The sequence below is a fragment of the Catenulispora sp. MAP12-49 genome, assembly GCF_041262705.1.
Classification (GTDB): domain Bacteria; phylum Actinomycetota; class Actinomycetes; order Streptomycetales; family Catenulisporaceae; genus Catenulispora.
On the sequence record NZ_JBGCCP010000005.1, the window covers coordinates 47,473 to 66,940 of the forward strand.

15 protein-coding genes are annotated in these 19,468 nt (G+C 70.8%); 6 read left to right on the plus strand and 9 right to left on the minus strand.

Going from position 1 to position 19,468, the window contains the following annotated elements; translation table 11 throughout:
* Nucleotides 1-44: 44 nt before the first annotated feature.
* Nucleotides 45-989, minus strand: a complete 945-nt coding sequence (locus ABIA35_RS12665; RefSeq protein ID WP_370358010.1) for a helix-turn-helix transcriptional regulator — start codon at nucleotides 987-989, stop codon at nucleotides 45-47.
* Between the two features lie 89 nt (nucleotides 990-1,078).
* Here ABIA35_RS12665 and ABIA35_RS12670 point away from each other — a divergent pair, with 89 nt between their 5' ends.
* On the plus strand, nucleotides 1,079-2,275 hold the full coding sequence (locus tag ABIA35_RS12670) for an MFS transporter (RefSeq protein WP_370358011.1): 1,197 nt from the start codon (nucleotides 1,079-1,081) through the stop codon (nucleotides 2,273-2,275).
* A 158-nt stretch (nucleotides 2,276-2,433) separates the two neighbouring features.
* On the opposite strand, the gene ABIA35_RS12675 is transcribed toward ABIA35_RS12670, so the two are convergent.
* The 5 genes from ABIA35_RS12675 to ABIA35_RS12695 all read right to left on the minus strand — a co-directional run bounded on the left by ABIA35_RS12675 (nucleotide 2,434) and on the right by ABIA35_RS12695 (nucleotide 7,182).
* Nucleotides 2,434-3,162, minus strand: a complete 729-nt coding sequence (locus ABIA35_RS12675; protein WP_370358012.1) for a TetR/AcrR family transcriptional regulator — start codon at nucleotides 3,160-3,162, stop codon at nucleotides 2,434-2,436.
* A gap of 54 nt (nucleotides 3,163-3,216) precedes the next feature.
* Nucleotides 3,217-4,278, minus strand: a complete 1,062-nt coding sequence (locus ABIA35_RS12680) for a redoxin domain-containing protein (protein ID WP_370358013.1) — start codon at nucleotides 4,276-4,278, stop codon at nucleotides 3,217-3,219.
* A gap of 113 nt (nucleotides 4,279-4,391) precedes the next feature.
* The gene (locus tag ABIA35_RS12685) at nucleotides 4,392-4,982 is read right to left on the minus strand and encodes a PolC-type DNA polymerase III (protein ID WP_370337168.1); all 591 of its coding nucleotides are present in this window, start codon (nucleotides 4,980-4,982) and stop codon (nucleotides 4,392-4,394) included.
* Between the two features lie 46 nt (nucleotides 4,983-5,028).
* A complete protein-coding gene (locus ABIA35_RS12690; protein WP_370337167.1) occupies nucleotides 5,029-5,976 on the minus strand; it encodes a YdcF family protein in 948 nt (315 codons plus the stop codon).
* A 186-nt stretch (nucleotides 5,977-6,162) separates the two neighbouring features.
* Nucleotides 6,163-7,182, minus strand: a complete 1,020-nt coding sequence (locus tag ABIA35_RS12695; protein ID WP_370358014.1) for a zinc-binding dehydrogenase — start codon at nucleotides 7,180-7,182, stop codon at nucleotides 6,163-6,165.
* Between the two features lie 115 nt (nucleotides 7,183-7,297).
* On the opposite strand from ABIA35_RS12695, the gene ABIA35_RS12700 reads away from it, so the two are divergent.
* Complete coding sequence (locus tag ABIA35_RS12700; protein WP_370337163.1) at nucleotides 7,298-7,903, plus strand: TetR-like C-terminal domain-containing protein; 606 nt, start codon at nucleotides 7,298-7,300, stop codon at nucleotides 7,901-7,903.
* Between the two features lie 6 nt (nucleotides 7,904-7,909).
* Here ABIA35_RS12700 and ABIA35_RS12705 read toward each other — a convergent pair whose 3' ends face one another.
* From ABIA35_RS12705 to ABIA35_RS12715, 3 genes are all read right to left on the minus strand, one after another.
* Nucleotides 7,910-8,803, minus strand: a complete 894-nt coding sequence (locus ABIA35_RS12705) for a fructosamine kinase family protein (RefSeq protein ID WP_370358015.1) — start codon at nucleotides 8,801-8,803, stop codon at nucleotides 7,910-7,912.
* A 24-nt stretch (nucleotides 8,804-8,827) separates the two neighbouring features.
* Nucleotides 8,828-10,570, minus strand: coding sequence for a sigma-70 family RNA polymerase sigma factor (locus ABIA35_RS12710; protein WP_370337159.1), 1,743 nt, complete (start codon nucleotides 10,568-10,570; stop codon nucleotides 8,828-8,830).
* A 137-nt stretch (nucleotides 10,571-10,707) separates the two neighbouring features.
* Entirely contained in the window at nucleotides 10,708-12,648 is a 1,941-nt protein-coding gene (locus ABIA35_RS12715; protein ID WP_370358016.1) for a glycoside hydrolase family 5 protein, read from the minus strand.
* A gap of 24 nt (nucleotides 12,649-12,672) precedes the next feature.
* On the opposite strand from ABIA35_RS12715, the gene ABIA35_RS12720 reads away from it, so the two are divergent.
* The 4 genes from ABIA35_RS12720 (at nucleotide 12,673) to ABIA35_RS12735 (ending at nucleotide 19,422) form a co-directional block, all read left to right on the plus strand.
* Nucleotides 12,673-14,781, plus strand: a complete 2,109-nt coding sequence (locus tag ABIA35_RS12720) for an alpha-galactosidase (protein ID WP_370358017.1) — start codon at nucleotides 12,673-12,675, stop codon at nucleotides 14,779-14,781.
* A 95-nt stretch (nucleotides 14,782-14,876) separates the two neighbouring features.
* Complete coding sequence (locus ABIA35_RS12725) at nucleotides 14,877-16,961, plus strand: protease pro-enzyme activation domain-containing protein (RefSeq protein ID WP_370358018.1); 2,085 nt, start codon at nucleotides 14,877-14,879, stop codon at nucleotides 16,959-16,961.
* Nucleotides 16,962-17,057: 96 nt separating this feature from the next.
* Nucleotides 17,058-18,644 (plus strand): S8 family serine peptidase, encoded by a 1,587-nt coding sequence (locus ABIA35_RS12730; protein ID WP_370358019.1) that lies wholly within the window; start codon nucleotides 17,058-17,060, stop codon nucleotides 18,642-18,644.
* Between the two features lie 286 nt (nucleotides 18,645-18,930).
* On the plus strand, nucleotides 18,931-19,422 hold the full coding sequence (locus ABIA35_RS12735) for a YajQ family cyclic di-GMP-binding protein (protein WP_370337149.1): 492 nt from the start codon (nucleotides 18,931-18,933) through the stop codon (nucleotides 19,420-19,422).
* The last annotated feature ends 46 nt before the right edge of the window (nucleotides 19,423-19,468 follow it).

The following is a 19,468-nucleotide window of genomic DNA, read 5'->3' on the forward strand; positions in this document are numbered from 1 at the left end:
TGTATGCCGCGGCCGGTTTGTGTTTGCCGGCGCTTGCCTTCTATCTAGATCGCGCCAATCCCCATCGCATCCATCGCCATCGCGTCCATCGCCCGCCGGGTCGAGGGATCGGCGGGGTGGCGCGCGAGCAGGTGCAGGTCGGGGTTCTCGGCGGCGATGAGCTTGGTCTGCCGGAAGGTGAGCGGACCGTGCCGCGGATGGATGAACCGCTTGATCGCGGGGGTGAACGCGGCGATGTCGTGGCGGTCCCAGCGGCGCGGGAAGTCGGGGTCGGCGGCGGTGACGTCGGCGAGGATCTCGGCGAAGCGCGGGTCGCCGACGTTCCGGTCGGCGGAGGCACGGAACTGGGCCAGGACGGACCAGGCCTCGGCTTCGAAGTCCTTGAGGATCTCGCGCATACCCGGCCAGCCGAAGTAGAGCCAGATCATGTTGCGCCGCGTGGAGGGCAGATGGTCCAGGCCGCCGTAGAGCGCGGCCTCGGCATCGTTGTAGGCGAGGATGTCCCAGTGCAGGTCGAGCAGGCACGCCGGCACCGGAGCCAGCGCGGCGACCGTGGCCCGCAGGTGCTCGCCGACCGCCGGGCAGCCGTCGGCGGCGGGGGCCTGCACGGCGCCGGCATCGCTCTCCCCCGCCAGCTCGAAGACATGGCGGCGCTCGGCGGCGGTGAGGCGCAGCGTGGCGGCCAGCGCGTCGAGGACCTGGCGGGAGGCCGCGATCGGGCGGCCCTGCTCGAGCCAGGAGTACCAGGAGACGCTGACGCCGGACAGGAGCGCGACCTCTTCGCGGCGCAGGCCCGGGGTGCGGCGGCGGGGGTTGGGTTTGCCGCTGCCACTGCTGCCACTGCCGCCGTTTAGAGCAAGGCGCGCATCGGCTCTCGCGCTCGGGCCGAAGTCGTCGGCGAGGCCGACGTCCGCAGGGGTGAGGCGTTCGCGGCGGGAGCGGAGGAAGGCCCCGAGCGCGGCCCGGCGCTGCGCGTCGTGATCGTCCATGGCACAGCCAGCCTATTAGTTCTGGTCACAGGATGAAGCGTGAGAGTTTGCCGGGCATTTCAGGGGTGGTGCGGCCGGATCATCGGAGGGTGAGTTCCACTATTGCCACCGGTGCGGAAACCGGACGCGTCCCTGCCCACTCCGACATGCGGGTGCCGATACCGCTGACCGTGGCGGCGTTCACGGCCAACTTCGACCGGTTCGCGGTCGGCCCGATTCTGGTCACCATCGCGGCGGCCATGCACACACCGCTGTCCTCGACCGTCGCCCTCGCGAGCGGCTACGCGCTCGCCTACGGACTGTCGCAGCCGCTGTGGGGCATCCTGTCGGATCGGATCGGGCGTCTGGCGGTGGTGCGGATCGCGCTGAGCATCGCCGCGCTGGCCGGGCTGGCCTCGGCGGTGGTGCCGGGGATGACGCTGCTGGCGGTGTGCCGGTGCGTGGCGGGATTCGCGTTCGGGGCGGCCGTGCCCTCGTCGCTGAGCTTCGTGGGCGACGCGGTGGCCCCGGAGCGCCGGCAGAACGCACTCGCGGATCTGATGGCAGCCCTCGGGCTGGGCAGCGGACTGGCCGCGCTGTTCGCGGGCGTGGTGGCGCACTGGCTGAGCTGGCGGCTGGTATTCGCGGTGCCCTCACTGGTCGCGATCACGGCGGTGGTCCTGTTGCGCGGCGTCGGGGAACCGGAGCGCGCGACGGTCGGAGGCTTGGGCGAGCAGATCGGTGCGGTCCTGCGCGCGCCGTTCGCGTATGTGGTGACGGCGCTGGGGATCGTGGAGGGCGCGGTCTTGCTCGGCGGTCTGACGTTCGTGGCGCCGGCGCTGCAACATCGAGGCCTGTCGTCAGCGGCGGCCGGCGCACTGACGGCGCTGTACGGCGCCGCGACACTCGCCTTCACCCGGGTGGTGAAGGCACTGACGCGGCGGATGCCGCCGCACAACCTGGCGGCGATCGGCGGAGCCGTGGTCGCGGTGGGCTACGGCTGCGCGGCGGTGGCACCGGGGGTGGCGACGTACGCGCTGGTGGCGACGCTGTTGGGGGCGGGCTGGGCATTCCTGCACTCGACATTGCAGACCTGGGCGACCTCGGTCGTGCCGCAGGCGCGCGGGACAGCGGTGTCGTTCTACGTGGCCGCGCTGTTCGTGGGCAGCGCACTCGGGGCGGCACTCGGCGGCGGGGCAGCAGCGCACGGGCAGTACGGGACGGTGTTCGGGGTCTGCGGGCTGGCGACGGTGCCGTTGACGGCGGCCGTGGTGGTCGGGCGGCGGCGGTTTGTGGCTCGGGGCTAGTCGGGCGGGGCTGTCGGGAGGCGGCACAGGACTGGCGGCCGCGATCGGGGCGCGAAGGGCAAAAGCTGGCTCGGGGAACTTACAGCCGCGATTGAGGCGCGCGAAAGGCTGGGCCGGCCCGGGCAAAGTTCGCGGCGGCGGTTTGAGCGCGCCGGCTGTCAGGTGGTTTGGGCCGGGGTGGCGGCGAAGGCCGCGGCGGCTGCGGTGGTCAGGGTGTGGAAGCGGGCGGGGGCGGTGGTGGGGGGGATGTGGCCGGCGCGCTCGAGGCTGATGATGCCGTGGGCGGCGGCCCAGAGGAGGTCGGTGATTTCGGATGCGTCGGCGTCGGGGCGGAAGGTGCCGGTGTCGATGCAGCGTTGGGCTGCTTCGTGGAGGACGGCGAGGCTTTGGTTGGCTGCCGCTGTGGCTTGGGCGTCGGGGGTGTAGCCGGGGATGCCGGGGCCGTGCATGACGTCGTAGAAGTTTGGTTCCGCCAGGGCGTTCTCGCGGTAGGCGCGGCCCAGGGCGGCGAGGTGTTCGGCGGGGTCGTCGTCGGGGGGGACGGCGTCGAGGTGGCGTTTGAGGCGGGCGAAGCCTTCGAGGTAGAGGGCGGCGGCGATGGCTTCTTTGGAGCCGAAGTGCTTGTAGAGGACCATCGTGGAGCAGCCTGCTTCGGTGGCGATGCGGCGCATGGTCAGGGCGGCGGGGCCTTCGGCGGCCAGAAGGCGGGCGGCGACGTCCAGGAGGGATGCGCGCAGGACCTCCTGGCCTCGCGCCTGGGCTCGGGCGTAGACGCCGGGGGCGATCGGCTCGTATTCGTCGACGCCGGCGGCGCGGTAGGCGGTGTGATCGGCGGCGCGGTCGGCGGCGTGGTCGCCGATGGCGGCTGTCTCAGGCTTCTTACTCATGTCCGTTTCCCGCTGTCGGTTGTCGCTCCCCTTGGCCGAGCGTCACTGTAGCGATCACTGCCCCGGCGCGGCCTGCCAGTCGGGCAGGGGGCGGTAGATCGGGATGCCCGCGTCGGTCAGGGCTTCGCGGCGTTTGAAGTACTCGTCGCCCATCGGGTCCGTGCCGAGCAGGGGCATCGAGCCGCGCCAGATGGTCACGTCCTCGGGGGCCAGGCGCTCGGCCTCGGCGAAGTGCTCGGCGGCATCGGCGGGGTGGCCGGCGCGGTGCAGCCACAGGGCCAGGGCCGCCTCGGTGCGGGCCTGCTGGTGGGCCGCGGTGACCTGCGGGATGTGGGCGGCGACGTCGGCGGCGGTCAGGCCGCTGTCGTCGGTGCGGACCCAGTGGTGCAGGGCGGCGATGGCGCGCGCCGAGTCCAGGCCGCTCAGGGAGCGGAAGAGGTCGGTGGCGAACTGGGTGTCGTTGGGGCGGGCGATCCGGCCCCGCTCGTCGATCCAGACCACGGTCGGGACGTTCAGGACCTGGTAGCGGTCGGCGACGGTGCCGTCGGCGTCGATCAGGGCCGGGTGGGTCGCGGCGGCCTCGCGGATCCAGGGGGCGGCGTCCTCGGGGCGGCGGTCGATCGCCACGCTCACCACCGAGAAGCCCTCGGGGCTCAGCGCGGCGTGCTGGCGCTCCCACTCCGGCAGGTCGTAGCGGCAGCCGCACCACGAGGCCCAGAACACCAGCGCCACCTTGCGTCCCCGCAGATCGCTCAGGCGGTGCGCGGTGCCCGCCAGGTCCCGCAGTTCGAAGTCGGGCGCCTCGCCCTCGGCCAGCGCCGAGGCGCGCTCGGCGGCCGACACGCCCAGGGCCGCGACGCCCCACTCCGGCACGGCGGCGTAGGGGCGGTCGACCAGGGCGGCGAAGGCGGCCAGGTCCACGAGACCGCCGTCCCGCTCGACGCCCTCGGCCACCCGCGCCGGGATGCAGATGTCGCCGCGGCACCAGCCCTGGGGTTTGCGCTCCCAGCCCAGGGCCGCGGGGACCTCGGCGACCGGTATCAGGATGCTGCCGTCCTCGGCCGGCCGAGCGTCGACGACGACCTCGCGGTGATCGTCCAGGATCGTGAAGTTCATGGCGGCCTCCTCGGTGGCGGAAACACTGGCGATAACGTTGTCACAAGAACGATAACGCCGTTATCGCGGCTGCGCAACCGATTCGGCCAGGAGCCGTGGAAGAATCGAAAAACCTAGTGTGACCTGGACAGGAACAGCTCACCGAGTTCGGCTCGGGGCTGCGGGACCGCCGCCTGCGGCCGCACCGCCATGCCGCCGACGTTGACCCCGCGCCGCAGGAAGAACCCGAGCAGCCGGGCCGTCGCCAGCGCGTCGCCGAGCGCGCTGTGCGCGTCGGTCAGCTCGACCCCGACCGCCTGGCAGCAGTCCAGCAGCTTGTACGAGGGCCCCGGCAGCACCGCCTGCGACGTCCGCAGCGTGCACGCGCCGCCGGCGATCTCCGGCGAGTGCACGCCGATCCGCGCGAACTGCGTCACCAGGAACTTGGCGTCGAACGCCAGGTTGTGCGCGACCACCACCCGGTCCGCGAGCAGCCCGTGCAACTCCAGGCCGACGTCCTCGAAGCGCGGCGCGGGCTCCACCATCTCCCGCGTGATCCCGTGCACCCGCGTCGCCCCGACCCCGCCCTCCGGCCGCAGCAGGCTGTCCCAACTTCCCGTCACCTGGCCGGTGACGTCCACATGCACGATCGCGACCTCCACGATCTCAGCGCTCGGAGGCTGGAATCCGGAGGTCTCGACATCGACGACTGCGTATCCGTTCACCAACCCATCTTCGTGGGCGGACACGCACCTGTGTCGAAGGCGCGCCTCAACGCGCGAGCAACACCAAGGACGGCGCCGCAAGGAACGCGCAGATCGGCACGTTCACCTTCCAGTAGCGCACGAACACAGCGATGAACTCACGGATGGTGGCACTCGGCAGAAAGTACGCGGCGGTCGGTGATCCCACCACCTGCGCGGGCACTCCGAGGTCCCGCGCGATCAACGCCGCGCGGTAGCTGTGGAAGTCGTTCGTGACGACCACACAGCGATACCCCTCAGGCCGGTTCTCCCTCATGAGCGCGGCGCTAAAGAGGAGGTTCTCCTCCGTTGTACTCGACTGGTCCTCTTTGAGGATCCGATCGGCCGGGAAGCCAGACTCCACCAAGTAGTTCGCCATCGCTTCGGCTTCGGACAGCCGCTCGTCCGTGCCCTTGCCGCCGGAGACGATGAGCATCGGACCGTATTGCGGATCAAGGGCTTCGTACACGGCGCGCCCGCGCTCCAGCCGACTGGCCAACAGCGGCGACACCCGCTTTCCACCCATCAGACCGGCGCCGAGAATGACGACGAAGTCGGGAGCGCGCCGGATCGGCATCCGCCTATAGAGAAACCCATACGTGAGGTAGCAGAAGAACAGGAAAGCGAGGTAGCAGACCACCAGCACCGACGCCGCGGCCAAGGCCGTCAGCACATGATGCCGAGCCACCAGTGCTGCCGCCAACAAGAGCAGCAGTGCGATGATGCCGACCCCACAAGCGAGGGAAAGCAGGTTGGCCACTGTCCGCCCCTCTTTGCGCAGCATCGTCATGCCGTTGAGGATCAGGAAAGTCACCAGTGCCACCAGACCCAGCACCGGCAACAGCGCCACCGCCACGACGGCCAGCATCCGTCCGTCCCCGGAGGTCTGCGTGACCCCGAGAAGCAGACCCAGCCCCAAGAAGGACAGGGTCAGCCCGAGAAACACCGCATTGCGGAACCCGCGCGGGTCGCGCATCACCGAATTGACGAACAGGAGGCCGAAAAACGCGGCGAGTAGGTAGGCGAACAGTCTGCTTCCCGAAGTTCGAGGCCGCACCGGCCGGGCCGAATGTCCTGACCTGGCCAGTTTATGGAGCGACCGTCTACTGCGCCTCGCCAGAGAGCACCTGTCGGCGTTTCCTTATGACCTCTTTAGAGAAATCTACGCAGCGGGACGCAGCACTATCCGAATCGGATCCCCGACCTTCTTCTCCAACCGCTCGACCGCCTCGACGGCCTCCTCCAGCCCCATCACTCCGGAGATCGACCGCGCGAAGTCCAGCCGCCCCGCGGCTTCCAGCCGGATCAACTGTCCGACCGCCTCCTGCGGCGAACCGTAGTGCCCCAACAGTTGGAACTGCGCGGACTGGAACTTGGTGCTGTTCTCGATGGTGATCGGCTGGCCGCTCAGGCCGACCAGCACCAGCTTCCCGCCGGGCGCCAGCACCTTCAGCGCCTGTTCCCGCACCGGTGTCACCCCGGCGAAGTCGAAGGCGAACTCCAGCCCGGCGCCGCCGGTCGCGTCGCGGATCGCGGCCCGCAGGTCCGGGTCGGCGGAGTCCAGCGCCAGGTCCGCGCCGAAGGCCAGGGCACGCTCCCGGGCAGCCGGCGACGGGTCGATCGCGATGATCGGGCAGGCGCCGATGGCGCGCAGCAACTGGACGCCGTGCGCGCCGAGCCCGCCGATGCCCCAGACTCCGACGGACTGCGCCGGGCCGACGTGCGCGGTCGTGGTGATGGCGCCCCACGGCGTCGACACCGCGTCCGGGATGATCGCGCCCTGCTCGAAGGGGATGGCGTCCGGCAGCGCGACCAGCGTGTCCTGGCGAGCGAGCGCGTACTCGGCCCAGCCGCCGTCGTAGTCGACGCCGCGGGTCCACACCTGGCCGTCGCGGATCTCGCCGGCCTGCAGCACCACGCGGTCGCCCGGCTTCCAACCGGCGACGTCCGGCCCGACCTCGGCGACCGTGCCCGCGGTCTCGTGGCCCAGGGTCACCGTGTCGCCGACCAGGAGCCGGGGCTTGGCGAAATAGCCGCGGACCAGGTGGACGTCCGACAGGCAGACGCCCGCCGCCTCGACCTTGACCAGCACCTCGCCGGTCCCCGGCGCCGGCTTCTCGACGTCCTCGACGCTCAGCGTCCCGGTGGACAGGTTCAGCCGTGCGGCACGCATGGTCGCCATGGCCCGCTCCTCTCATATTGCAAGTCGCCTCGCTTTGGAAGCTACGCCCCATTCCGAGCTAACGCAAGATCGCTCGCATTGCGTCCGGATCGGCCGGGGGTTAGCGTCGAGTGCCGTGAGCCCGCAGGAGAACCCCGACCAGCCCCCGAAGGCGCCGCCGCTGCGCCGCCGCGGGGAGCCGATGCGCCGTGCGGTTTTCGCGGTGGTGGTGCGGTTGCTGACCGAGCAGGGCCCGCAGGCGGTGACCATGGCCGGCGTCGCGGCGGCGGCCGGCGTCCACGAGAGCTCGCTGTACCGGCAGTTCGGCACGCCGGAGAGACTGATCTACGAGGCCGCCACGCAGTACTCCGACGAGGCTCTGCCCCCGCAGCCGGCCGGCGACGACATCGCCGAGGACCTGCGCTCGACCATGCGGGCCCTGATCGAGTATCTGAACACGCCGCAGGGCTCGGCCCTGGTCCGGCTCAGCGCCCTGTCGGTGTCGCCGGAGTTCGATCAGGAGCGCACCGCGTACTGGCACGACCGGTTGGACCGGTCGGCGGACATCGTTCGGCACGGGATCGAAACCGGGCAGCTGCGCGCGGACACCGATCCGACACTCGTGGTCGACGCCATCGCCGGTCCCGTGCTGGCACGGCTGGCCTTGTTCAACGAGGTGATGGAGATGGAGAACGCCATGCGTTTGGTGGACCAAGTGCTGCGCGGGATCCGGGCCCTGTGAGAAGCCCTATGAGAAGCGCTTGATCACGTCACGGATACCCGTCACCGCCTTATCGCTCGCCCCGAAGTGCGCGATCACGCACAGCCACTCGCGCAGGTTCAGTAACGCCATCCGCTCCCGCCAGTCCCCGGCCGACGGACGCACCTCGTAGTACGCGGCGAAGAACTCCTCCGGCACGCCGCCGGTGCAGTACATCATGCTCACATCGATCTCAGGCCAGCCGTAGTACACGGCCGGGTCGATGAACACCGGGGCGTCGTCGAACGTCGCGATGATGTTGGCGCGCCACAGGTCGCCGTGGACCAAGGCCGCGGGAGCCGCCGGCAGCAGACTGGGAAGACGCTCGCACAAGCGCTCCAGCCCGCGCAGATCCTCGGGTTCGAAGGTCGCTTCGACCTTCGGCTCGTGCAGATAGCGCAGGATCCGGTGCTCGGCGAAGAACCGGTGGCCGTCCTCGTTCCAGTTGTTCTGCTGCGGCAGCAGGCCGAGCATGCCGTCGTGGTGCCAGCCGTGACGGTCCGAGCCGTGGCCGTGCAGGGCGGCTATGGCGCGGCCGGCGGCTTCCCAGAACTGCGGGGTGTCGGGGAGTTCGGACTTCAGGGCTTCCAGAACCAGCGACTTGGGACCGACGTGCAGGATCTGCGGAGTGGGCAGTCCGCCGATGTCCCGCAGCGCCGACAGGCTTTCGGCTTCCTGCCCGAAGAAGCCGTCGGAGACCGAGCGGCCGCCCTTCACCACGGCCTCGCGGCCGTCGGACAACGCGACCCGCCAGGCGGTGTGGGCCATACCCCCGGTCAGCGGTTCTCTGCTGAGCGCTTGAACTCCTGGCGGGAGCAGCTCATCGGCCCACTGGTCGGCCGCATCGGTCTCGTCGGTCGCATCGGTCTCGTCGGTCCGCATCAGCCAAGGCTCCCAGCCCACCGCTCAGTCCGAGAAGTCCTGCGTCATCCACACCGTGCCGCTGCTGTCCCGGAACACCGATATCCCGATGTGGTGGTAGTCGGTGCTCAGGATGTTGCGCCGGTGCCCGTCGTCCGGCGGCTGCTCGGCGAGCATGCTGTTGGTCAGGCCGACCGCCATGGAGGCGATGGCGGAGTTCGTGTCCGACACCGGGCCGCCGTCGCCGATGTTCTCGCCGGCCGACGACCACGACACGCCCGCGGCGGTCTCGCGGTCGCCGAGCGCCGCCTCCCCCGGGCACTGGTGGGACAGGCCGCAGCCCGACGCCATGACCGAGGTGTGCGCCGACGCGCTCTTGGTCAGGCCGGCGGTGATCGTCAGCGGTGCCAGGCCCTGGTTCGCGCGGGCCTGGTTGATCACGGCCAGCACCTGGCTCACCGGGTCGGACTGGGACGAGCCGGCCGGGGACGACGAGGAGGACGGCTTGGCGCTCGATGCGCTGGAATGCGAGGACGAACTCGCCACGGACTGCGAGGGGGGCTTCATCGGGCTCTTCGAAGTGCTCGGGGCCGACTTGGCGGAGTCGGAGCGGGACGACGGCGGGACCGGGGTGGTCGATCCGGCTACCGAGCTTACGGAATCCGAGGGCGTCGGGGTGGTGGCGGCCGCGGAGGACGAGCTTCCGCCGACGCTGAGCGAAGTCGTGGTGCCCCCGGGCTCGGAATCGGCCTTGGAGTCGGTGGCCCCGGTGGTCACCACCACCGCGCCGATGATCGCCCCGGTCGCGGCCAGCGCGACGGCCGCCTTCGCGGCGAAGTGGCCGGCGGCGGAGCGGGCACCGGCCCTGGGTATTCGGCGGTGTGAGGCGGTCGGCCCCGCCCCGTGTCCGCCCGGCCCCTGCCCGCCCGGTCCGTACCCGCCCGGCCCCTGACCGCCCAAGGCCGGAAGCTGAGCGGTCGCCGCCGCCGAGTGGAGCGCGGAGGGCACCGCGTGGTGCACGGCCTCGGCCAACCCGAACGGCAGCGGGACCAGCGGCAGCCGGACCAGCAGCCGCTCGGCGGGGACGAAGTCCGTCGCCAGACCCGCGCACGTCGGGCACTGGCGCACGTGCCGCGCGAACCGCTTGCGCCACAAGGGCTCGGGGCGGCCGTGCCAGTTCATGGCCAGGTCGGAGAGCTCCAGGCAGATCGGGACGGCGCACAGCGCGCGCACCACCGCCCGCGACGTCTCCAGCTGCCCCTTCATCCGCGCGATCCGCACGGTGACGTGATGCGGTTCCAGGCCGAGCGCGCTGACCAAGTCCCCGCGCGTCAGGTGCCCGGCCTCGACGAGCCACCACAGCGACAGCAGCTCGCGATCGTCGTCGTCCAGCCACGCCGTGGCCATCGCGACCTCGCGCCGCTGCCCGGTCAGGCCGAGCTCGGTGAGCGTCAGGTCCGCGAAGTCCGCGCCCGGATCGGCCAGCTCCGGCGCCTCGTCCAACGGCCGCGGCCGGCCCTGGTAGGCCCGCACGTGGTCGCGCACCTGGTTCATCGCCACCGCGACCAGCCACGACCGGAACACCCGCGGATCGCGCAGCGTCGGCAGGCTCCGCACCACGCGCAGCATCGTCTCCTGCACGACGTCGTCGACGTCGGCCGCCACCGGGAGCGCACGCCCCACGATGTTGTAGACCAGCGGCAGGTGGTCGGAGACCAGGCGCTCCAAGGCGGCCGGGTCCCCGGCCGCCGCCGCTGACACCAGATTCGCGTCAGTTTCCGTCACCATCTTCAGGCCTCCTACACCCGAGCTGTTTTGTTCGGACGTAGGGGGAGACCCTAGTCGAGGGCGCGAGTCACAAAAATATTCGTGATTGTGTTCACGTCCCAGACGGGGTGATTTCGGTCGAAGGAGCACACCTCAGATCAGATCAGCGGCCGGCACAACAGCGCATCCGGAACGCCACCTTCGGCCCACTGGTAGGTGTACGCCACGCCGGCGACGTACTCGTTGTCGGCGCATTGTCCCTTGTAGGAGCCCGGTGCCCAGTCCGAAGCCGTGGATCCACCGCCGGCGGGACGGTTGTCGCCCTTGTTGAACCAGACGGTGTGACCGGCCGTGGGCAAAGACTTGGCCACGGGAGCGCAAAGGAGTGCCTCCATCGCGTTGTTGTGGACGCTGTAGCCGACGGCGAAGGTGTTGTCCGGGCACTGGAGCTTGCTGTAGCCGGGCGCCCAGTCGCCCTCGGTCACGTAGTTCTCGTTGGTGACCACGGTCCAGGAGGCGGGGGACGCGGCGCTCTTGGCCGGCTCACCGTTGTCCGTGCACAGACCCCGGCTGCTGCCCCGGCCCAGACCCATCAGGCGCTCGGTGTCGGGGCAGTCGCCCTTGCGGTTGCCGGAGGACCAATCGGGCTGCGCCAGCATGGCAGTGGAGACGTCGTAGTCGGCGTGGTCCAGATCGAGCATGTTCCAGCGCACCGAGGCCGGGACCGGGCCGGTGACGGCGGGCGGCGCGGTCAGCTTCTGCCAGTCGGACAGCCGCCAGTCGCCGGGATCGGTGATGCCGGTACGGTGTCCGGCGGCATCGTAGGAGAGCAGGGCCCAGTTGTCCTGGAGGCTTCCGTCCGAGGCCGTGTAGCCGATGAGGGGCCAGATGGCGAAGTCGGTGTCGTTCGCCACCAGGATGTTCGTGAAGTTGTCGAACCAGGCCTGTTCCTTGGTGTCGGTCGAGCCGCGGCCGGCCGCGCCGAACTCGCTCACCCAGACCGGGGCGGTGAAGTGCTGGCCGACCTGGGTGACGAACAGGGCCTCCTGGTTCACCACCGAGGCGAGCTGGTCCGGGGTGAAGTCCTCGTAGCGGGGGTCGCTGGTGGCCCCGGCCGAACCGGCGGCGGCGCCGGAGTTGTTCGGGCCGGTGTAGCTGTAGAAGTGCGCCGAGTACACCAGCTTGTTCGAAGTGATCAGGGTGTTGGAGAGGTTTGCGACCGGGGTGAGCATCGGGCGGCCGTGGGAGAAGCCGGCGGCCGGGATGCCGTACCAGTTGATGCCCTCCATGATGATCAGCATGTCCGGGTCCGCGGCCAGGATCTGGTTGCCCGCGTCCTCGAAGGCGGCGTACTCGTCGTGGTCGTCGTACCAGCCCCAGTTCGGGTCGTCCCAGGTGTCGCGCCGGACCTCGTTGCGCAGGTCCGCGCCGACGACGCGCTTGTTCGCCTTGTACCGGTTCACCATGAACAGCCAGTCGGACTCCCACTGCTGCGTGGTCTGCCCGCTGTTCCAGCGCTCGTTGCCGTCCAGGCCGCAGCACCAGCGGTAGCTCGTGGTGTGGTTGTTCAGGATCACCGCGAAGCCGTCGTTCGTCAGGGCGCTGACGACCGCGTCGTACACCTGCAGCGGGGTCAGCCCGCGCAGCTGCGGGTTGGCGGTGACCGCGGCGTCCGGGACCGTCGAAGTGTCGTGGATCATCGCGTCGGCGAACGGCAGCCGGATGGTGTTGATGCCCAGGCTGTGGAAGTCGGACAGGATCTGCGGGATCGGCGCACGGTCCAGAGCCAGTGGAACGTCGTACGACACCTCGCCGGCGTGGTTCTGCGCCGGGTCGGTCGTGGACCCGCTGCCGGTCCAGTGGCCCTGCGCGCCGTCCCAGTTGCCGCCGATCAGCTTGAAGCGGTTCCCGGTCGCGTCGACGACATAACGCCCGCTGGTGCTCAGCGGACCGGTCCAGGACGCGGAGAGCGAGGACGCGGTATTGGCCATAGGCGCGGTGGGCGCGTTCGACGCTGCCGGCGCGGCGTGCGCCGAACCCGGCACGAGCAGGGCGGATGTCATCAGCGCGAACGCGGAGATCACCGTACGGACTCTCATGTACTCCCCTTTTAGGATGCCGCCATGAACGCCCACGCTGACGAATCAGTATCCGTCGATGCCGAGCGCGGCATGATTGTCCTGCGGACACCGAAATCGGTCTATACGCTTCGGATCGGCGACGACGGCAGCCCGCGCCACGTGTACTGGGGCACGCCGCTGGACGCGACCGAGCTGCGCGAATGGCGCTCACCGGCCGAGAGCAGCTTCGAGGCCGACGCGGCGCCGGACGAACTGCCGATCGAGACCGGGGCGCGCTTCGGCCCGGCCGGACTGCGCGTGCGGTTCGCGGACGGCGTGCGCGGGGCACAGTGGCGCTACGTCGGCCACGACATCGAAGACGGCGTTCTACGACTGAAGCTCGAGGACCGCGTCTACCCGCTGGCGTGCGACCTCCTCTACCGCGTCCGGCCCGACAGCGACGTCATCGAGCGCTGGACCGAGATCGCGCACACCGGCTCCGCCGACGCCGAACCGATCGTCCTCGAACGCGCCGACAGCGCGTCCTGGACCCTGCCGAAGCAGCCCGACTATCGCCTCACCCACCTCGCCGGCGGCTGGGGCAGCGAGACCCAGCTCCAGCGCGACCGCCTGCCGGTCGCCGAGACCGTCCTGGTCTCCCGGCGTGGCATGACCAGCCACCACGCGAACCCGTGGCTGGCGCTGGACGCCGGCACCGCGACCGAGACGTCCGGGTCGGTCTGGAGCGCGGCGTTGGCGTGGAGCGGGAGTTGGCGGATCGCCGTACACCGCGATCCCGTCGGGCGCGTGACGTTCACCGGCGGCTACGGCCACGAGGCTCAGAGCTTCCGCATCGAGCCGTCGGAGCGCGTCCGGACCCCGATCTTCGCAGGGCTCTACACCGCGGACGGCTTCGGCGGCGCGAGTCGCGCCTGGCACGAGTACGTCCGCGACCACGTCCTCCCGCACCCGGAGGAAGACCGCCCGGTCCTCTACAACTCCTGGGAGGCCATGGGCTTCGACCTCACCGAGGCCGGCCAGAAGACCCTGGCCGGCCTGGCCGCCCGCACCGGCGTCGAGCTGTTCGTGGTGGACGACGGCTGGTTCGGGGCGCGCCGCGACGACCGCGCGGGGCTCGGCGACTGGACGCCGTACCCCGGCGCCTTCCCCGACGGCCTCAAGCCGCTCTCCGACGAGGTACACCGGCTCGGCATGCGGTTCGGCCTGTGGGTGGAGCCGGAGATGGTGAACGCCGACAGCGACCTGTTCCGGGCCCATCCGGACTGGGTCGTGCACGCGCCGACCCGCCGGGCCACGGAGCTGCGGAACCAGCTGATGCTGAACCTGGCGCGCGCCGATGTGGCCGAATGGGTCCACGCCACACTGGACGAGCTGGTCCGCGAGCACGGCGTCGACTTCCTCAAGTGGGACATGAACCGGCCGGTGACCGACGCCGGGTGGCCGGGGTCGCCGGACCCGGACCGGATGTGGGCCGTGGCGGTCCAGAACGTCTACGGCGTCATCGACCGGCTGCGCGCGGCCCACCCCGGGCTGCGGATCGAGGGCTGCGCGGGCGGCGGCGGCCGGATCGACCTGGGCATGCTGGCGCGCGTGGACCAGGTGTGGGCCTCGGACAACACCGATCCCATGGACCGCATCGGGATCCAGGCCGGCTTCGGGCAGGTCTACCCGGCGGCGGCGATGGCGGCCTGGGCCTCCGACAGCCCGAACCCGATCACGTTCCGGGAGACGCCGCTGCGGTTCCGGTTCCACGTGGCGATGGCCGGCGCGCTCGGCATCGGCGGGAACCTGACCGCGTGGTCGGAGGAGGAACTCGCGGAGGCGGCCGCTCTGGTGGCCGAGTACAAGGAGGTGCGGCCGCTCGTCCAGCGGGGCGTCGCGTACCGCCTGCAGACCCCTGACGGCCTCACCGGGATGCACTACGCGGCACCCGACGACTCGGAGCACGCGGTACTCGTTTGGCGGCCCGCGATGCGCTTCGCGCACGAGCCGGCGCCGGTCCGGCTGCCGGGTCTGCGGGCCGGGTCGAGGTACCAGGACCTGTTCTGGGGCGCCACATATTCAGGGGATGTACTGCGGGAACACGGTTTGGAACCGGGGTTGCCATCCGGGGACTATGCCAGCCGCCTGATCCGCCTGCGCAGACTGTAAAGCAGATAAGGGCATTGCCACACTCTTCAATCACCCGACATGAAATGGTTTGGTCTGGATAACACCGGTTCATGTTTCGATACCTGGGAAGTGCGATGGCGGTCGCATTGCTGGCCGCCGGGACGGCCGACGCCGCGACGGGCGGCACTGCGGGCGGCCCTGCCGGCGGCACTGCGGGGCCGCAGGAGCGCGGCGGGCCGGTGAGTGTGCGGATCGGGCTCGCGGGGCGGGATCCGGCGGGCCTGGCGGCCTTCGCGCGGGCCGTGTCGACGCCCGGCGACCCGCAGTACGGCCACTTCCTGACACCGGCCCAGGCCCGGGCGCGGTTCGGCGCGACGGACGCGCAGCTGCGGTCGGTGCGCACGTGGCTGCGCGCTTCCGGGATGCGCGTGACGAACCAGGACGCGCACTGGATCGACGCGACCGGCAGCGCCGTGGCCGCGCGCAACGCGTTCGGCACGGGGATGCGGGCCCTGACGGCGCCGTCCGACGTGGCGCACGCCGTGGCGAACGTGGCCCGGCTCGGCCAGACGCAGGTGCAGGGGATGCGGGAGGGGGCGACGGCGGCAATCACGGCTCGGCGGGGTATGAGCGCCCACCCGGTCGGCGTGAGCACGCTCGGACACGCACAGACGGCAATGGGCACCTCCGCACGGGACACCTCCGCATTGGCCGCCTCCACACCGGGCACCTCCGCCCCGATTCACTCCACCGGCGTACCCCGGCCCGCCGACCTGCCCGAACACCCCGACGTCGTTCACTCCCGCGGAGCAACGACGACCCCCCGCTCCCGGGCTGCCCTGCCGCCCTGCGCCCCCAGCTGGGGCGCCGTCAACGCCGACCCGGGCCTGCCGCGCGGCTACAGCTCCCCGGAGCCGATCGACGTCTGCGGCTACGTCCCCGGCCAGCTGCGCACCGCCTACGGCGTCGACGCCTCCGGCCTGAACGGCTCCGGCGTCACCGTGGCGGTCGTCGACGCCTACGGCTCCTCGACGATGCTCACCGACGCGAACCGCTTCGCGCAGGCGCACGGCGACCGGGCGTTCGCGGGCAACCAGTACCAGGAGACCGTCACCCCGAGCCAGTGGACGCACACCTCGGACGGCGTCTGCCAGAGCCCTGGCGACTGGGCCGGCGAGGAGGCGCTGGACGTCGAGACCGTCCACGGGATGGCGCCCGGCGCGACAGTGCACTACTTCGGCGCGAACTCCTGTGCGGACCAGGACATCAACGCCACGTTGGCGAACATCGTCGACACCCACGCCGCGGACATCGTCTCCTCCTCCTTCGGCGAGACCATGCACCGCCTGTCCGGCAACATCGACCCGGCGCTGATCTCCCAGGCCACCCAGGTCTTCCAGTACGCCGCGAGCGAGGGCATCGGGCTCTACTTCGCGACCGGGGACTGCGGCGACGACTCGAATCGGACCGGACCGGGCTGCGACCCGCAGTCGGCGCGGGCGCAGACCGAGTGGCCGGTGTCCTCGCCCTGGGTGACCGGGGTCGGCGGGACCACGCTGGCCCTCGGGCCGAACGCGAACCCGCTGTGGCAGGCCTCGATGGGCGACCGGCGCTCGACGCTGTCCGCCGACGGCAAGAGCTGGGTCCCGTTCCCCGGCGACTTCTACTTCGGCGGGGGCGGCGGGACCAGCGAGGACTTCCAGCAGCCCGCCTACCAACAGGGCGTGGTCCCCAACGCGCTCGCCCGCACGCTCGGGACCGGGAAGAAGGCCGCCGGGCCGATGCGCACGCTGCCGGACGCCGCGATGGACGGCGACCTGCTGACCGCGGTGCAGGTCGGCGTCACCGACCCGGGAACCGGCCAGTACAGCGAGGCCGCGGTCGGCGGCACCTCGGCCGCGGCGCCGATGTTCGCCGCGACGCAGGCGGACGGGCAGCAGGCCCGGGTGGCCGGCGGCGGCAAGCCGATCGGCTTCGCGAACCCGGACCTGTACAAGCGCGCGACGTCCGCCACCTTCACCGACGTCGTGGCGCACCCGCCCGGGGCGCCCGCGGACATCTCCACGGTCCTGGACCTGGGCCCCGACGCCCAGGGCCGGCGCCAGGTCCGGCTGTTCGAGCTCGGCCACGATCAGGGCCTGGCCGCCGCGTCCGGCTACGACCTCGCGACCGGGCTCGGATCCCCCCGTGAGGAGTATCTGAACTCGTTCAAACACTAGAAGTCAGGACGCGCGGTCACCCATTCGGGGCGGCCGCGCATCCCTCCACCCTCCCGACGGTACGAAGCGGACATACGTACCGATTCGGGAGGGTTGATGTTCGGTCGCTTATTCCGTCGCTCCGCTTGGGCCGCCTCGCTGGCCGCCGGCGCGCTGATAGCCGTGTCGCAGGGCGCTGTCTCGGAGACATCGCAGGCCCCGACGTCGCCGGTCCCGGCGGCTCCCCAGCACATAGCCCGCCATCTGGCGATGCACACGAACCACATCCGGCTGACCGACGACGACACCAACTACATCGGTCCCCAGAAGTGCTCCGACTACTACGGCGAGCACACCGCCAGGACCGTTCCTGATGCGTTCGGCGGCAGCAATCCCTTAGCCGTCTGCGGGTACAGCCCCCAACAGCTCCGCCTCGCTTACGGCGTCACGCAGTCGCTCGAGCGCGGCAAAGGCGTCACCGTCGCGATCGTGGACGCCTACGCCTCCCCCACGATGCTCGCCGACGCGAACCACTACGCGATGAACCACGACGAGCGCCCCCTGAGCGCGGGCCAGTACCGGGAGGTCACTCCCCCGGCGTACAACCACCTGACGGACGGCCAATGCGAGACGCCGTCCTCGTGGGCGGTCGAGGAGGCGCTGGACGTGGAGGCCGTGCACGCCATGGCCCCGCAGGCGGACATCGTCTACGTCGCCGCCGCGTCCTGCGACGACACCGATCTGATGGCCGCGCTGCAGTCGGTCGTCGACAACCACCTGGCGACCATCGTCTCCAACTCCTGGGGCGGCATCCCGCACAGCACGTACGGCGACGAGGATCCCGCGACGATGGCCGGGTACTCGGCCCTGTTCCAGCGCGGCGGGCAGCAGGGCATCAGCTTCCTGTTCGCGACCGGGGACTGCGGTGCCGAGGACCCGTCGGCGCAGTGCGCGACCGGTTCGGCGCGGCCGCAGACGGAGTACCCGGCCGAGGACCCGTGGGTGACCGCGGTCGGCGGGACCAGTCTGGCGATCGGGTCGTGGGATCAGTACGTCGGGGAGGTCGGCTGGGGCGACCGGCGCTCGTCGCTGGCGCCGGACGGGACCTCGTGGGCGCCGGCGGCGGGGAACGGCGAATGGCGCTTCGGGGGCGGCGGCGGGACGAGCGAAGACGTTCCGCAGCCCGACTATCAGGCCGCGGTCGTCCCGCCGGCGCTGGCCACGACCCTGCTGGACGGCAAGCCGGCGGCGCAGCCGATGCGCGTGGTCCCGGACGTGGCGATGGACGCCGACCCGATGACCGGGTTCATGACCGGGGTCACGCAGAAACTGCCGAACGGCTCGGTCGGGTACGCAGAGTCCACGATCGGCGGCACCTCGCTGGCCACCCCGCTGTTCGCGGGCGTGATGGCCGACGCCGAGCAGGCCGCGGGTCATCCATTCGGCTTCCTGAACCCGGCGCTGTACGGCCTGGCCTCCTCGGGGGTGTTCCACGACGTCGGCCCGCGCACCCTCGGAGCGGACTCCCCGCGCCCCGGCACGCCGCCGGCCACCATCGTCGACCTGGGCGTGGACGGCAAGGGGGCGCACCAGGCCCGGCTGTACCAGTTGGGCGACGACGGCCTGCTCTCCACCGGTGCCGGCTACGACGATGTGACCGGCCTGGGTTCGCCTTCTAGGTCCTACTTGCGGTCGTGGAAGTGAGGACGCGTCTAGACGGTTGATTCCTGGGAGTACCGGCGCGCTGTATCCGTTGGCGCCTTCGGCGCATTGTCTGATCAGCGGCGCCTGGCCGCCCCGGCCGACCACCCACAGCCAACCAGGCTGAGGGAGGTCGTCCGGGTCGCCCATGCTTGCTGCTGAACCGTTTCGCAAGACTGTTTGCCAGGTGCGGTGCTGCTTGCCGGAACCCCCAGGAATCAACCGTCTAGGATCGTTCAGCGCGGCGCACGTGGACCGCCGGAAGAGCTGAAGAGAAGAGGACCGGACTGTGGCTTCGGAGTCGTCGTTCGACGTGGTGAGCAAGGTCGAGAGGCAGGAGGTCGACAACGCGCTGAACCAGGCGTCCAAGGAGATCGCCCAGCGCTTCGACTTCCGCGGGGTGGACGCCGAGATCCGGTGGTCCGGCGAGGGCATCGAGATGAGGGCGAACTCCGAGGAGCGGGTCGCCGCGGTGCTGGACGTGTTCAAGGACAAGCTGATCAAGCGCAAGATCTCGCTGAAGGTGCTGGACGCCGGCGAGCCGCGGGTGTCGGGCAAGGAGTACCGGATCAGCGCCTCCATCCAGGAGGGCATCTCCTCGGAGAACGCGAAGAAGATCTCCAAGCTGATCCGCGACGAGGCGCCCAAGAGCGTCAAGGCGCAGATCATCGGCGAGGAGCTGCGCGTGTCCTCGAAGTCGCGCGACGACCTGCAGGTCACACAATCGCTGCTCAAGGAGCAGGACTACGACTTCGCGATCCAGTTCACCAACTACCGGTGACGCCGACCGCGCCGGACCGCCCGGCGTCCCGGACCTAGCCCGGGGA